The sequence below is a fragment of the Polynucleobacter sp. UK-Mo-2m-Kol15 genome (assembly GCF_018881505.1).
Classification (GTDB): domain Bacteria; phylum Pseudomonadota; class Gammaproteobacteria; order Burkholderiales; family Burkholderiaceae; genus Polynucleobacter.
The window spans coordinates 65,535-80,874 of sequence record NZ_JACVQC010000001.1; the positions used below are offsets into that span (position 1 = coordinate 65,535).

Sequence of the window (15,340 nt, forward strand, 5' to 3'; positions counted from 1 at the left end):
CTGCTCAATGACTACCGCAAGATTTACCGCTACCAACAATCATTGGAGCGTCACGGTCTAAACCAGCAGCAGCCAATTTATCCAAATGCTCTTTCCACAGGGCCTCATAGTTCTCACATAAAAATTGCAAAAAATCCCACGAGTACAAGCCGGAGTCATGCCCATCCGAAAAAGAAGGCTTCAGAGCGTAATGACCAACCGGCTCAATGTTAGCAATGAGCACCTCGCGCTTACCGGTTTGCAAAGTCTCCTGACCAGGCCCATGACCCTGCACTTCAGCAGAAGGGGATACCACCCTCAAAAATTCAAAAGGTAGGCGATAAGTATTGCCATTTTCATAAGCAAGCTCCAGCACTTTTGACTGCTGATGCACTACAACATTAGTTGGAATCATCAAACTAATACCCTCTCAATGCCGCCTTGATTAGCCTTGGCAACATAATCTTGCATCCAATCAGGGCCTAATAATTTTTGAGCCATTTCAACAACGATGTAATCGGCGGTCGTATCGCTATCCGCATCAAAGCGAGTAAGGCCTTGCAGGCAGGATGGGCAACTTGTCAGCACTTTAACATCACCGGTGAAATCATCTTTACGTAACTCATTGGCAGCTTTCTCCATTTCAATCTGCTTACGGAAGCGTACTTGAGTTGAAATATCAGGGCGCGTCACTGCAAGGGTTCCAGACTCACCACAGCAACGATCGTTCTTCTGGATAGCTTTACCATCTTCCAACTGAATTAGCTCGTTCACTGTTTTGAGTGGGTCTTGCAACTTCATTGGGGAGTGGCATGGATCGTGATACATATACTTTACGCCAGTCACATTTGAAAGCTTGACACCCTTCTCAAGCAAATACTCATGAATATCTACGATGCGGCAACCAGGAAAGATCTGTTCAAATTGATAGCCTGCCAACTGGTCATAACAAGTACCGCATGAAACCACGACTGTCTTGATATCCAAGTAATTTAGGGTATTAGCTACGCGATGAAAGAGAACACGATTGTCTGTAATCATCTTCTCCGCTTTATCGAAGTCACCATTACCGCGCTGTGGGTAGCCACAACATAAGTAACCTGGAGGCAATACAGTCTGTACACCCACATTCCACAGCATGGCTTGCGTGGCTAAGCCCACCTGCGAGAACAAACGCTCAGAGCCACAACCTGGAAAATAAAATACTGCTTCAGTATCAGCAGAAGTTGTCTTTGGATCGCGAATAATCGGAACGTAATTCGCATCTTCAATATCTAACAGTGCACGAGCAGTTTTCTTTGGCAAATTGCCGGGCATCTTCTTGTTAACAAAGAAAATGACCTGCTCTTTAATATTTGGCTTTGTGACTGTTGCAGGAGGATGTGCAGTTTGCTTACGTGCCAACTTACGGAATACATCATTGCCCAAACGCTGGAGCTTATAACCCCAACCAATCATAGACTTACGAACTAACTTAATTGTGTCTGGATCGGTAGCATTTAGGAACAACATAGATGCTGCCGTTCCTGGATTAAAACGTTGCTGACCCATCTTGCGTAATAAATTACGCATGTTCATTGTCACATCACCAAAGTCAATTTTGACTGGGCATGGCGTTAGACACTTATGACATACGGTGCAATGTGCTGCAACGTCATCAAACATCTCCCAATGATGAATTGATACTCCACGACGTGTCTGCTCTTCGTATAAAAAAGCCTCGATCAACAATGAGGTTGCCAAAATTTTGTCACGCGGACTGTATAGCAAATTAGCACGTGGTACATGCGTAGAACAGACTGGCTTGCATTTACCGCAGCGTAAACAATCTTTAACGCTATCAGCAATAGCGCCAATATCGCTTTGCTGCATGATGATGGACTCGTGCCCCATCAAACCAAAACTTGGAGTGTAGGCAATACTGAGATCCGCATGCGGCATTAACTTGCCTTTATTAAAGCGGCCTTCAGGATCTACACGCTTCTTGTATGCGCGAAAATCTTTGAGCTCTTCCTCAGTCAAATACTCGAGTTTGGTAATACCAATACCATGCTCACCAGAAATGACACCATCCAATGAGCGGGCCAATTTCATAATCCGAGCGACTGCACGATGTGCATCTTGCAACATCTCATAGTCATCTGAATTCACCGGGATATTGGTATGCACATTACCGTCACCAGCATGCATATGCAGCGCTACAAATACGCGCTTGCGCAAAATATTTTTATGGATTGCTTCTAATTCATTCAGGATAGGCTCAAATGCCAGTCCACCAAAAATGATTCTGAGTTCAGCGCGCACTTCGGTCTTCCATGAGGCACGGAGACTGTAATTCTGCAGATCCGGGAAAAATGTATCCATCTGCATCAACCAGTTTGACCAACGCGATCGCACCTTGGAAATCAGCTCAAGAGCTTGTTGCACACGATCACCCAAGATTTCAGCGCTAGGGATTTCATAATCCTCTGTTGCCTTTCCAAGTGGTAATGCACTCTTTTTCAAGAAAGCTTCAAGACTATCTAAAACTTGTAATTTATTTTTAAGGGAGAGCTCGATATTGATACGTTCAATACCTTCGGTGTACTCACCCATGCGTGGCAATGGAATGACCACATCTTCATTAATCTTAAAAGCATTGGTGTGACGAGCAATCGCAGCGGTACGTGCGCGATCCAACCAAAATTTCTTTCGCGCTTCAGCGCTAACCGCTACAAAGCCTTCACCTACTCGGTTATTAGCCATGCGAACAACTTCACTAGTCGCACCCGCTACAGACTCTTCGTCATCACCAGCGATATCACCAATTAATACCATCTTAGGCAAAGCATTGCGTTTTGACTTGGTGGAATAACCAACCGCCCTCAAATAGCGATCATCTAAATGCTCTAGACCAGCGAGAATTGGTCCACCATTCTTACTCAAACCATCTAAGTAAGCTTTAATTTCTACGATGCTTGGAATTGCCTCTTGGGCTTGACCAAAAAACTCTAAGCAAACAGTCCGCATGAATTTAGGCATGCGATGCAAAATCCAAGTAGCGCTAGTGATTAAACCGTCACAACCCTCTTTTTGAACACCAGGTAAGCCTGATAAAAACTTATCAGTCACATCCTTACCTAAGCCCTCTTTACGGAAGCGCTTACCTTCTACTTCTAAAATTTCCGTTTTAAGAACATGCTCGCCTGGCTCACTCGCACCATCAGACCAAGTCAGTTGAAATCGTACTTTATCTACAACGTGAATTTTTCCTAGGTTGTGATCAAGACGTTCAATATCAAGCCAGTTACCCTCTGGGTCCACCATACGCCAGCTGGCTAAGTTATCGAGCGCAGTACCCCAAAGCACCGCCTTCTTACCGCCGGCATTCATAGCAATATTGCCACCAATACAACTGGCATCAGCAGAAGTTGGATCGACCGCAAACACCAGCCCAGAGCGCTCTGCAGCATCAGAAACTCTCCGGGTCACAACACCAGCGCCAGTAAAGATCGTAGACACTTCATGATCCACGCCCGGTAAACGTTTAAGCTGGACCGCATCGATTTGTTCAAGCTTCTCAGTATTGATAACTGCCGACATAGCGTAGAGAGGGATAGCGCCACCGGTGTAACCCGTGCCACCTCCACGCGGAATAATGGTTAAACCCAATTTAACGCAAGCTTTAACCAAGCCAGGAATTTCAGATTCGTAATCTGGCTTGAGAACCACTAGCGGAAACTCAACACGCCAGTCTGTCGCATCAGTCACATGTGCTGCACGAGAAACACCATCAAAGCAAATATTATCTGCAGCTGTAATGCGGCCCAACTCCTTACGAGCGCGCTTCCGTATTTCTGCAACCTCTTTGAATCCTTGCTCAAAATTCTCTACAGCCAGATGCGCTGCCTTTAGCAAGACCTGCACTTGCTCAACAGATTCGCCGCTAGACCTTTTCTTTACCTCACCAAGGCGATGCCACAAAGCGTCAATCAACAACTGACGGCGATTGGCGTTATCCAATAAGTCGTCTTGTAAGAAAGGGTTGCGTTGCACTACCCAAATATCACCTAAGACTTCGAACAACATCCGCGCAGAACGGCCGGTACGACGAACACCACGTAAATCATTCAGAACTCGCCAAGACTCCTCCCCTAATAAGCGGATAACGATTTCACGATCAGAAAAAGAGGTGTAGTTGTAGGGAATTTCACGAAGGCGGGGGGAACCCGCTTCGGCATCTAACAACTGGTTCAAAGCTAATGGAGCGTTCATAGCGTCATATTTGATAAATATGCATTTTAATTGAGGGATACTGATATTGGCAGGAAACGTGGAAAGTTGTTGACTTAAGGGATAAACCCTTGCAAATTTAAGGGCTTAGCGCCCATTCATGGTACGCTCATCGCATGGCAACGAACTATTTAAAGAAAATTTTATCGGCCCGAGTCTACGATGTGGCTAGGGAAACAGAGCTCCAAGTAGCCCCCGAACTCACGAAGCGCTTAGGCAACCAAGTTTTACTCAAAAGAGAGGACAACCAACCGGTTTTCTCCTTCAAACTACGTGGCGCCTATAACAAAATGGCCCATTTGCCCCCAGAAGCCTTAAAAAGAGGGGTTATTGCAGCCTCAGCAGGCAATCATGCCCAAGGTGTGGCCCTTGCAGCAGCCAAAATGAAGTGCAAGGCAGTTATCGTGATGCCACTCACCACCCCTAGCGTCAAAATTGATGCTGTAAAGGCGCGTGGCGGACCCTGGGTTGAGGTAATCCTGCATGGAGAATCCTACAGCGACGCCTTCAAACACTCTGAGCTATTAGAGAGAAAACGGGGTTTAACTTTTGTCCACCCCTTTGATGACCCCGATGTCATCGCAGGGCAAGGCACGATTGCCCAGGAAATTTTTCAACAATACCAAGAACCAATTGATGCCATTTTCGTTGCAATTGGTGGCGGCGGCCTGATTGCAGGTATCGGCGAATATGTCAAAGCAGTCAGCCCTAAAACTAAAGTGATTGGCGTTCAGTCAGTTGACTCAGATGCAATGAGACGATCACTCGAAGCTAACAAGCGCATCGAGATGAAAGATGTCGGTCTTTTCTCAGATGGCACTGCAGTCAAACTCGTTGGGAAAGAAACTTTCCGCATATGCAAACGCGTAGTCGATGACATCATCACCGTTGATACTGATGAAATCTGTGCTGCCATCAATGATGTCTTCACTGATACTCGTAGCATTTTGGAGCCTGCTGGTGCCCTGGCTATTGCAGGGATGAAGAGGTATGTAGAGAAACATCGGCTGAAAAAGAAAACTTTAGTTGCAATTGCTTGCGGCGCGAATATGAATTTTAGTCGCCTACGTTTTGTGGCTGAACGCGCCGACGTTGGCGAATTCCGTGAAGCTATTTTTGCTGTCACTATTCCTGAAGAACGTGGCTCATTCAAACGCTTCTGCGAGTTACTCGGTAATCGCAATGTTACAGAATTTAACTATCGCATTGCCGATCAAAGTGAAGCGCATATCTTTGTAGGTATTAGCACGAATAAGGCAACCGATAGCACCACTATCGCAAAGCATTTCCGTAAAGCAAAATTTGCAACCATCGATCTCACGCATGATGAGCTCGCGAAATCCCACCTGCGCCACATGGTGGGTGGCCGTTCTTCTCTTGCTCAAGATGAATTACTCTACCGCTTTGAATTTCCAGAGCGCCCAGGTGCACTCATGAAGTTCCTCACCAGCATGGCGCCCAATTGGAATATCAGTCTTTTCCATTATCGCAATCACGGCGCAGACTATGGTCGCATTTTGGTAGGTCTTCAGGTTCCCAAAAATGAACAGAAGAAATTCCAAGGCTTTTTAGCTCAATTGGGTTATCCACACTGGAACGAAACTGATAACCCGGCTTACCGCTTATTCCTTAAATGAGATGTAACTAGCAATGTCATACACACTCACTGGAAAACTCGTTGTTGCGATTTCATCGCGTGCGTTATTTGATTTTGAAGAAGAGAATCGTATCTTTGAGTCAACTGATGACAGCGCCTATATGAAACTACAATTAGAGCGCCTTTCTAAGGCAGCACAAACAGGTGTAGCCTTTCCATTAGTAAAGAAGTTGCTTGCTTTTAATGAAGAGGGTGAGCAGCGTGTTGAGGTGGTAATTCTCTCTCGCAATGATCCTGTGAGTGGCTTACGCGTATTTCGCTCAGCTGAACACCATGGTTTGCATTTAGAGCGCGGAGTATTTACAAGGGGGCGACCACCCTATCACTACCTCCGCTCCTTGCATGCGAATCTGTTTCTCTCGGCTAATGAAGATGATGTGCGTGCCACTATTGATGCAGGTTTTCCTGCGGCCCGCGTTTATCCAGAATCCAGCAAGACAGCAGAGTCTCACCCCAATGAAATTCGTATTGCCTTTGACGGAGATGCCGTTCTCTTTTCCGATGAAGCGGAACAAGTCTTTCAGAGCGAAGGTTTAATAGCCTTTGTAGATCACGAAAGCAAGAAGGCTGCAATCCCTCTTCCACCAGGCCCATTCAAACCCTTACTAGAAGCCCTACACCGGCTGCAACGCAGTACTAGCGAGAAGGGGATGCGTATTCGCACTGCCTTAGTTACCGCTCGCTCTGCGCCCGCACATGAACGTGCTATTCGTACGCTGATGGCCTGGGGCATCGATGTAGATGAAGCCATGTTTCTTGGTGGACTTTCCAAAAGTGAATTCCTTCGCGAATTCGAGCCAGACTTTTTCTTTGATGACCAAACGGGTCATTGCCAATCTGCCGCATCAGTAGCGCCTACTGGTCACGTTGTATCTGGTGTGTCCAATAAACCTAAAAGCTAATGTCCACAATCCCTCTTGGTAAAGCATCGGAATATCCAGATCAATATGATCCGGGCTTGCTCTTTCCCATTCCGCGTTCTGAAAATCGCCTTAAGCTGGATATCAAACCTAATCAATCCTTGCCTTTTGTGGGTGTTGATATTTGGAATGCCTTTGAGCTCAGCTGGCTCAATAAAAAAGGGAAGCCACAGATTGCACTTGCAGAATTTCAGATACCAGCGGATTCACCAAACATGATTGAGTCCAAATCATTCAAACTCTATCTGAATAGCCTTAATAGTGCACGCTTTGAAGATGAGGCGGAAGTGCGCGAAAGATTGATTGCGGACTTATCAGCAGTAGCTGGCAGCAAGGTTGCTACTCGCGTCAATCAAAATGAGATAGTTGCAAAAAAGGGAATGCAGGAGATGAGTGGTGTTCTGATGGACCGCCTCGATATTGAGATCGATCCAAGCCTATCTGCTGACCCTGCCTTGCTCGAAGTAAATGAATCTTTTGGACCGATTGAGCAATGCTTAGTCTCTCATTTACTCAAATCAAATTGCCCGGTAACTGGACAGCCTGACTGGGCAAGCGTACAAATTCGCTATCAGGGTCGTCCGATTTTGGAAGAAGGCTTACTTCGCTACCTGATTGGCTTTAGACAATTAGGCGAATTTCATGAGCATTGTGTTGAAACGATCTTTACCGATATCAAACGCAAATGCAAGCCAGAGAAACTCTCCATCTACGCTCGTTATACCCGACGTGGCGGACTAGATATCAACCCTTTCCGCACCGATCACAATGCACCTTGGCCGGAAAATATTCGTCATTCAAGACAATAAACAAATCAGTAGGTAAGCAAAAAGCCCTTCTTGAAGGGCTTTTTATATTGAGCAAAACGAATTAATGCATTACTTAAAACGGAATATCGTCATCCATTGCGCCAAGGGATGCAGCATTTGAAGATGCTGGTGCAGATTGCTCAGCCGGCTTTGAGCGGCTGTAGCTTTCACCACCATCACCACTGCCACCCACTGGCTTGCCACCAAGCATTTGCATTGTTTCTGCAACGATCTCAGTAGAATATTTTTCCTGACCACTAGCATCAGTCCATTTACGCGTGCGTAAACGACCTTCTACATAAACTTGTGAACCTTTTTTGAGATATTGACCAGCGATCTCTGCAAGTTTTCCAAAGAATGCAACGCGGTGCCATTCTGTGGTTTCTTTCATTTCGCCAGACTGCTTATCTTTGTAACGATCTGATGTCGCTACTGAAATATTAGTTACTGCGTCGCCGCTTGGCATATAACGTGTTTCTGGGTCGCGCCCTACATTACCTACGATGATGACCTTATTTACCGAAGCCATGTTGTCTCCCGAAGAAAAATACTGCTGTTATTACTACTAAAGGTTATGTCTTTACTTCTGCTGCATTTTTTGAATCTACTGCTTTCGCAGGCAATTCGCCCATGAACCAAGCAATTATAAGCCAGCACAAAAGGAGTGTTGCGCTGATTTCAAAGACCGCCATATCGCCAAGGATATCAATTAAGTAACCTCCTACAGCAGCGCCAAAAAATAAACCTATTGATTGGGTAGTATTGAAAATACCTAAGGCGGTTCCCTTCGATTGATTTGAAAACCGAGACACTAGGGAAGGCAGTAGGGCCTCCAAAAGATTAAAACCAATAAAGTAAATCAATAAAGAGAGTGCTATGAAGAGAATTGATCTTGCCTGGGAGAATAAAAGTTCAGCAATAATAAGAAAAATGATCGCAATTAAAAAAACTAGTCGCAGGCGGTGACGTTTCTCACCAAATATCAAAATAGGCGCCATCATTAAAAATGATAATAGGACAACCGATAAATATATTTTCCAATGTTCAGTCAGCGGCAGACCTGCTTCTACCAATAAATGTGGCATCACTAGAAACATGGCAACTTGTGTTGCGTGCAATAGGAGTACGCCAAAATTCAGACGCATCAATTCGGGAATAAAGAAAACCTCTTTTAAGGAGGCTTGCTGCACCCTTACTTCTATCTTGTTACTAGGTAAAACATAGAGGGTCACAAACATTGCGAATACGCCCAAAATGGCTAAGACCACAAAAATACCACTCAAACTCATGACCCGATAAATGGGCGCTGCAATCACGAGGGATAAAGCAAATGAAAGTGCAATACTCCCGCCTACTAGGGCCATTGCCCGAGTACGAACCTGCTCACGTGTTAAATCAGAAACCCAGGCAGAAATTGCAGCAGAAACTGCGCCAGCACCCATAATGCCGCGCCCGATGGCAATCCAAAGGAGATCATCCTTTGCGGCACATATCAAAGCACCAGCAACAAATAGGGATAAGCCCCATAAAACAACTGGTTTTCGGCCGATTCGGTCAGAAAGACGGCCTAAGGGAATATAAAAACAAGCCTGAACAATATTGAAAATTCCGAGGGTTAAGCCAACCCACAGAGCATGCTCACCGCCGGGTAAACCCCGCGCATGAATACTGAAAACAGGCAAAAGGAGGAATAAGCCCAGCATACGAAGGCCAAATATGCCTGCTAAGGCTAGAGTAGAGCGAAGTTCAGAAGGATTCATGGGAAAGAGCTATATTAACAAGTTACGCTAAAAAATCATGAATAACGAAATTAAGATCCGCGGTGCACGCACGCACAACCTCAAAAACATCAATCTAGATATCCCTAGAGAGAAATTGGTCGTTTTGACCGGTCTATCTGGCTCTGGCAAAAGCTCCTTGGCTTTTGACACCCTTTACGCAGAAGGTCAACGTCGCTATGTTGAGTCACTATCTGCCTACGCACGTCAGTTTTTGCAATTAATGGAAAAGCCGGACGTTGATACGATCGAGGGCCTCTCCCCAGCAATCTCAATTGAGCAAAAGGCTACCAGCCACAATCCTCGCTCAACCGTAGGCACAGTGACAGAAATTCATGATTACCTGCGCTTACTATTTGCACGCGCTGGAACGCCACATTGTCCAGATCATGATTTGCCACTAGAAGCGCAAAGCGTATCGCAAATGGTGGATACGGTTTTAGCCATGCCGGAGGATACCAAGCTCATGATCTTGGCCCCAGTAGTGAGTGAGCGCAAAGGTGAATTCGTAGACCTATTTCAAGATCTTCAGGCTCAAGGTTTTGTACGCTTTCGTGTGCGCTCTGGTGGCGGCACAACTAATACTGCAAAAGCAGAAATCTTTGAAGTTGATCAATTACCGACTCTCAAGAAAAACGATAAACACTCTATTGAAGTAGTTGTAGATCGCATTAAAGTACGTCCAGATATTCAGCAACGGGTAGCAGAGTCTTTTGAGACTGCCCTTCGCCTTGCTGATGGCAAAGCCATGATTGTGAATATGGACACTGGCAAGGAAATGATTTTCTCAAGCAAGTTTGCCTGCCCGATTTGCTCCTACTCATTACAAGAGCTAGAGCCACGTCTTTTCTCATTCAATAACCCAATGGGTGCCTGCCCATCTTGTGATGGCTTGGGTCATCAGTCTTTCTTCGATCCAAAACGTATTGTTGCGCATCCCGATTTATCGCTCGCATCTGGCGCAATCAAGGGTTGGGATCGCCGTAATCAGTTTTACTTTAAGCTGTTACAAACTCTCGCTAAGCATGGTGGGTTTGATGTTGAAAAACCTTTTGAGACTCTCAATAAAAAACAGCAGGATCTGATTTTGCTGGGCTCAGGTGACATCACTATTCCCTTTGAATATATTAATGAGCGTGGCAAGAACAGTATTCGTGAGCATGCCTTTGAAGGTATTGTTGCTAACTTTGAACGTCGCTATCGCGAGACTGATTCAGCAACAGTTCGTGAAGAGTTGTCGCGCTACCAAAATGTTCAAATCTGCCCATCATGTAGCGGCAGTAGATTGCGTAAAGAAGCTCGCTTTGTCAAAGTAGGTGAAGGCAAACAATCCCGCGCTATTTATGAAATCAGCGCCCTACCGCTAAAAGAGGCAAAAGAATATTTTGAGTCTCTAGAGCTTAAAGGTGCAAAACGAGAAATCGCTGACAAGATTGTTAAGGAAATTAGTTCGCGCCTACGATTCCTCAATGATGTGGGCCTGGACTACCTGTCGCTAGAGCGAAGTGCAGATACCCTCTCTGGTGGTGAAGCCCAGCGAATTCGCCTGGCTTCTCAGATTGGCTCTGGTCTAACTGGCGTAATGTACGTCCTAGACGAACCCTCTATTGGCTTACATCAACGTGATAACGATAGACTGATCGGTACCCTGAAGCATTTGCGTGACTTAGGTAACAGCGTGCTAGTGGTTGAGCATGATGAAGATATGATTCGTGCCTCCGACTATGTGATTGATATTGGCCCTGGTGCCGGCGTGCATGGAGGTGAAGTAGTTGCTGAAGGTACCCCAGCAGAAGTGGAAGCCAATCTAAAGTCTTTAACAGGCGCCTATCTATCTGGACGTGAATGGATTGCTGTTCCAGAAAAACGGATTCCTGTAAATGATAAGTTCCTTGAAATCATTGGTGCTCGCGGCAATAACTTGCAAGCTGTTCATGCCAAGATTCCAGTTGGCTTATTAACCTGTGTCACTGGTGTATCTGGTTCTGGTAAATCCACACTCATTAATGACACACTACATCACGCAGTTGCGCAGCACATCTATGGCTCGAACGCAGAACCTGCAGCACACGATGCCATCAAGGGTCTCGAGAACTTTGACAAGGTTATCAGCGTAGATCAATCACCCATTGGTAGAACGCCGCGCTCTAATCCTGCCACTTATACCGGCTTATTCACGCCCATTAGAGAGCTCTTTTGTGGCGTACCCGCTGCTCGCGAGCGAGGCTATGAAGCTGGACGTTTTTCCTTCAACGTGAAAGGTGGTCGTTGCGATGCCTGTGAAGGTGATGGCGTTATTAAAGTGGAGATGCATTTTTTGCCAGACGTCTATGTACCTTGTGATGTCTGTCACGGCAAACGCTATAACCGTGAGACATTGGATATTCGCTATAAGGGAAAGAATATTCATGAAGTGTTATCGATGACCATTGAGCAGGCTCATGAATTCTTTGAAGCAGTTCCCATCGTCAAACGAAAACTTAAAACCTTGCTGGATGTAGGCTTAGGTTATGTGAAGTTGGGTCAAAGTGCCACAACATTATCTGGCGGTGAGGCGCAACGAGTCAAACTCTCTCTAGAGCTTTCTAAACGCGATACCGGCAGAACTCTCTACATCCTCGATGAGCCAACTACAGGCCTGCATTTCCATGACATTCAGTTATTGCTGACTGTTCTTCAGACCCTAAAGAAACAAGGTAATACGATTGTCATCATTGAACACAACTTAGATGTGATCAAGACCGCTGATTGGATTATTGACTTAGGCCCTAAAGGGGGGGCTGGCGGCGGGCAGATTATTGCTACTGGTACTCCTGAGGAGGTTGCAAAGAATGGGGCAAGCTTTACTGGCCACTACTTGGCACCACTACTGATTCGCAAACCGACGTCTGCAAAAAAGAAAAGGTGACTTAAACTGAGACTGTTTAATTAGGTCACCCAAGCAATTTCGATTCGGCTAAATCAGTCGCTTCTGAATTGCCTGAGAGCACCAAGATATCGTTGGCCTGTAAGCGCAAGTCTGGAGTGAGCTCTAGCTTGACATAATCAGAACCACCGATCTTGCGCCTGACTGCCTGTACGCTTACACCCTCATTGTCAAGATGCAACTCTTCCAGGGTCTGCCCAATACTGGCTGACTCGGGCAGTAAAGTTACCGAATGCAAGCGCCATGACTCCTTTGAATCTACCTCATCAGCAACGCCACGGAAGTAACCACGCAAAAGACTGTAGCGAGCCTCACGCGCACTTGTAATCCGGCGCACCACCTTACGCATGGGCACACCCATTATCAGTAAGACATGAGATGCCATCATCAGGCTACCCTCAATCAGCTCAGGTACTACCTCAGTTGCACCAGCTGCCTGTAGCTTGCCTAGGTCTGCATCATCTTTGGTTCGTACTAATACTGTCATACCTGGACGAAGATGCTCAACTTGATGCAATACTTTTAATGTGGCGGGTGTGTCTGCATAAGTAATCACCACAGCCTTCGCTCTGGATAAGCCTGCAGCTACTAAATAATTTTCTCGACTCGCATCACCATAGACCACATTATCACCAGCGGTAGCGGCCTCCTTGACACGATCAGGATCCATGTCTAAGGCAATGTATGGAATTTTTTCTTGGTCAAGCATCCGAGCCAAGCTTTGGCCTGAGCGACCAAACCCACAAATAATTACATGTTTTTCTGTGCGAACACTTTTTGCTGCAACTCGAGTTAATGCCAGTGACTGAAGCAACCACTCATTCGTTGAGAAGCGCATCGCAATCTGATCGCTATGGTGAATCAAGAAAGGTGCACCGAACATGGAGAGTAACATTGCCGCTAACACAGCTTGACTCAAAGCGGGATCAATTAAATCTAAACCATCGATTTGATTGAGCAATACGAAACCAAACTCACCGGCCTGCGCCAAACACAAACCTGTCCGAATGGAGATGCCAGGACTTGAGCCAAAAGCACGTGAGAGTAAGGCAATCAAACCAAACTTAAATACTAGAGGTCCAATCAGCAAAAGTAAGACTAGCATCCACTGTTGATGAATGACCTCAAAATCCAACAGCATGCCAACAGTAATAAAGAAGAGGCCGAGGAGGACGTCTCTAAAGGGCTTGACATCTTCTTCCACCTGATGGCGATAAGGCGTCTCGGCAATTAACATTCCAGCCAAAAACGCGCCTAAGGCTAGAGATAGGCCAAAGTGTTCAGTTAGGCCTGCCATACCTAAAACAATGAGAAGGAGGTTGAGCATGAATAGCTCTTGGGAGCGCAATTTAGCCACCAAACTAAACCAGCGACTCATCAAAGTTTGGCCTATGACGAAAATGAGAGCTAAAGCTACTGTGATCTTGATGGATGCCGCTGTTAGCGCCAAAAACAAATCTCCAGGATTTTTACCAAGCGAAGGAATCAAAATAAGCAGAAAAACTACTGCCAAATCCTGAAATAGCAAGATGCCAATGATGTTGCGTCCATGTTCAGTTTCTATTTCTGAACGATCGGCAATGAGCTTAGTAACGATGGCGGTTGAGGACATCGCTAGGGCGCCCCCTAGAGCGATGGCTGCCTGCCAAGAAATAGGATAAATCCAGTTCATTAGCAAACTAGCAGGCACTGCTAGCAACATGGTCAAAATGACCTGGCTACCGCCCAAGCCAAATACAATAGTCCGCATGGCCCGCAGCTTATGGAGATTAAATTCCAGACCAATTGAGAACATCAAAAAAACCACCCCAAATTCAGCTAAATACTTTACAGTCTCTGAATCGTTGGCCAAACCAAGGGCATGCGGCCCAATGAGGACGCCAATGGCTAAATAGCCCAAAATGGGGGGTAGCCCAAAATAGCGGAAAATAACCACCCCGGCCACTCCAGAGGCCAGCAAGATGAGAGTTAACTGAAGGACTGACGGCATATACTCACCCCATGATAGCTAAGACTCGTGACCGAACCCTAAAGCTTGCACGTGACACTCTCACAATTGAGGCTGCTGCACTGCACACCATGCGTGATCGCCTTGAAGGCGCCAACGCTGACGCACTCTTATTGGCGGTAGATTTACTGCACTTCTGTAAAGGCCGCATCGTTGTCTCCGGAATTGGTAAATCAGGACATATTGCTCGAAAGATTGCAGCAACATTTGCCTCAACTGGCTCACCTGCTTTTTTTGTTCATCCTGCTGAAGCCAGTCATGGTGACTTAGGTATGGTGACCCGTGATGACGTCTTTGTTGCTCTATCGAATTCTGGAGAAACTGATGAACTTCTCACTATCGTGCCAATTGTCAAGCGCACTGGTGCAAAACTGATTGCACTCACCGGAGCCCCAAATTCATCACTAGCTAAATTAGCAGATGCCCATTTAGATACTAGCGTTGAGAAAGAGGCTTGCCCTCTCAACCTAGCCCCAACCACCAGCACAACTGCAGCGCTCGCTATGGGTGACGCACTAGCAGTTGCCTTGCTAGATGCTCGCGGCTTTCAAGCGGAAGATTTCCAACGCTCACATCCGGGCGGTCGCCTAGGTCGCAAACAGCTTATGCATGTTAGCGAAGTTATGCGGAGCTTCGATGAGACTCCTAAGATTGCAATATCCGCTTCTTTGCAAGATGCTTTACTTGAGATGACTGCTAAACGTATGGGCATGGTAGTTGTCTTAGACAATGCAGGTAAAGTTGCCGGCATCTTTACTGATGGTGACTTACGTCGCCTACTAGAAAAAAGTACTAATTTAGACGGCTTCACTTTAAAACAAGCAATTACTTCAGAGCCACGTACGATTCCTCCCGAGCTGTTGGCAGAAGAGGCTATTGAGATGATGGAAAAACATCGCATCAATCATCTGGTCGTAACTGACCCTAAGGGCAAGCTGCTTGGGGCACTCAACCTCCATGATTTATTTGCTGCCAAGGTCATTTAAGTTAT

The 15,340-nt window shown here is 46.0% G+C and carries 10 protein-coding genes; 5 read left to right on the plus strand and 5 right to left on the minus strand.

Annotated elements, in window-relative coordinates:
- Positions 1-4 precede the first annotated feature (4 nt).
- Together ICN43_RS00340 and ICN43_RS00345 are read right to left on the minus strand one after the other, a co-directional pair.
- Positions 5-394 carry a gamma-butyrobetaine hydroxylase-like domain-containing protein gene (locus ICN43_RS00340; RefSeq protein WP_216196704.1) on the minus strand — a complete coding sequence of 130 codons (390 nt, stop codon included), beginning with the start codon at positions 392-394 and terminating at the stop codon, positions 5-7.
- Entirely contained in the window at positions 394-4,233 is a 3,840-nt protein-coding gene (locus ICN43_RS00345; protein WP_216196705.1) for an FAD/FMN-binding oxidoreductase, read from the minus strand. The genes ICN43_RS00340 and ICN43_RS00345 overlap by 1 nt, the downstream gene beginning before the upstream one ends.
- Before the next feature lie 134 nt (positions 4,234-4,367).
- On the opposite strand from ICN43_RS00345, the gene ilvA reads away from it, so the two are divergent.
- Genes ilvA through queF form a run of 3 tightly spaced genes read left to right on the plus strand, consistent with a single transcriptional unit; the run spans position 4,368 to position 7,637 of the window.
- A complete protein-coding gene (gene ilvA / locus ICN43_RS00350; RefSeq protein ID WP_216196706.1) occupies positions 4,368-5,888 on the plus strand; it encodes a threonine ammonia-lyase, biosynthetic in 1,521 nt (506 codons plus the stop codon).
- A 13-nt stretch (positions 5,889-5,901) separates the two neighbouring features.
- The gene (locus ICN43_RS00355; RefSeq protein ID WP_216196707.1) at positions 5,902-6,810 is read left to right on the plus strand and encodes a 5'-nucleotidase; all 909 of its coding nucleotides are present in this window, start codon (positions 5,902-5,904) and stop codon (positions 6,808-6,810) included.
- Positions 6,810-7,637 carry an NADPH-dependent 7-cyano-7-deazaguanine reductase QueF gene (gene queF / locus ICN43_RS00360; RefSeq protein ID WP_216196708.1) on the plus strand — a complete coding sequence of 276 codons (828 nt, stop codon included), beginning with the start codon at positions 6,810-6,812 and terminating at the stop codon, positions 7,635-7,637. Before ICN43_RS00355 ends, queF begins: the two co-directional genes overlap by 1 nt.
- 73 nt (positions 7,638-7,710) lie before the next feature.
- On the opposite strand, the gene ssb is transcribed toward queF, so the two are convergent.
- Positions 7,711-8,166 carry a single-stranded DNA-binding protein gene (gene ssb, locus ICN43_RS00365; protein WP_215333974.1) on the minus strand — a complete coding sequence of 152 codons (456 nt, stop codon included), beginning with the start codon at positions 8,164-8,166 and terminating at the stop codon, positions 7,711-7,713.
- Positions 8,167-8,209: 43 nt separating this feature from the next.
- Complete coding sequence (locus tag ICN43_RS00370; RefSeq protein WP_216196709.1) at positions 8,210-9,397, minus strand: MFS transporter; 1,188 nt, start codon at positions 9,395-9,397, stop codon at positions 8,210-8,212.
- A 37-nt stretch (positions 9,398-9,434) separates the two neighbouring features.
- Between ICN43_RS00370 and uvrA the strand changes: the two genes are divergently transcribed.
- Entirely contained in the window at positions 9,435-12,323 is a 2,889-nt protein-coding gene (uvrA, locus tag ICN43_RS00375) for an excinuclease ABC subunit UvrA (protein WP_216196710.1), read from the plus strand.
- Positions 12,324-12,348: 25 nt separating this feature from the next.
- On the opposite strand, the gene ICN43_RS00380 is transcribed toward uvrA, so the two are convergent.
- Entirely contained in the window at positions 12,349-14,331 is a 1,983-nt protein-coding gene (locus ICN43_RS00380) for a monovalent cation:proton antiporter family protein (protein WP_216196711.1), read from the minus strand.
- 11 nt (positions 14,332-14,342) lie between these two features.
- Between ICN43_RS00380 and ICN43_RS00385 the strand changes: the two genes are divergently transcribed.
- Positions 14,343-15,335 (plus strand): SIS domain-containing protein, encoded by a 993-nt coding sequence (locus ICN43_RS00385; RefSeq protein WP_216196712.1) that lies wholly within the window; start codon positions 14,343-14,345, stop codon positions 15,333-15,335.
- Positions 15,336-15,340 lie beyond the last annotated feature (5 nt).

Excerpts from the sequence above, each read along its gene's own strand:
- ilvA (WP_216196706.1), top strand. The coding sequence starts at position 4,368 with ATGGCAACGAACTATTTAAAGAAAATTTTATCGGCCCGAGTCTACGAT.
- ICN43_RS00355 (WP_216196707.1), top strand. The coding sequence starts at position 5,902 with ATGTCATACACACTCACTGGAAAACTCGTTGTTGCGATTTCATCGCGT.
- ICN43_RS00345 (WP_216196705.1), bottom strand. The coding sequence starts at position 4,233 with ATGAACGCTCCATTAGCTTTGAACCAGTTGTTAGATGCCGAAGCGGGT.
- ssb (WP_215333974.1), bottom strand. The coding sequence starts at position 8,166 with ATGGCTTCGGTAAATAAGGTCATCATCGTAGGTAATGTAGGGCGCGAC.
- ICN43_RS00380 (WP_216196711.1), bottom strand. The coding sequence starts at position 14,331 with ATGCCGTCAGTCCTTCAGTTAACTCTCATCTTGCTGGCCTCTGGAGTG.
- uvrA (WP_216196710.1), top strand. The coding sequence starts at position 9,435 with ATGAATAACGAAATTAAGATCCGCGGTGCACGCACGCACAACCTCAAA.
- ICN43_RS00385 (WP_216196712.1), top strand. The coding sequence starts at position 14,343 with ATGATAGCTAAGACTCGTGACCGAACCCTAAAGCTTGCACGTGACACT.
- queF (WP_216196708.1), top strand. The coding sequence starts at position 6,810 with ATGTCCACAATCCCTCTTGGTAAAGCATCGGAATATCCAGATCAATAT.
- ICN43_RS00370 (WP_216196709.1), bottom strand. The coding sequence starts at position 9,397 with ATGAATCCTTCTGAACTTCGCTCTACTCTAGCCTTAGCAGGCATATTT.
- ICN43_RS00340 (WP_216196704.1), bottom strand. The coding sequence starts at position 394 with ATGATTCCAACTAATGTTGTAGTGCATCAGCAGTCAAAAGTGCTGGAG.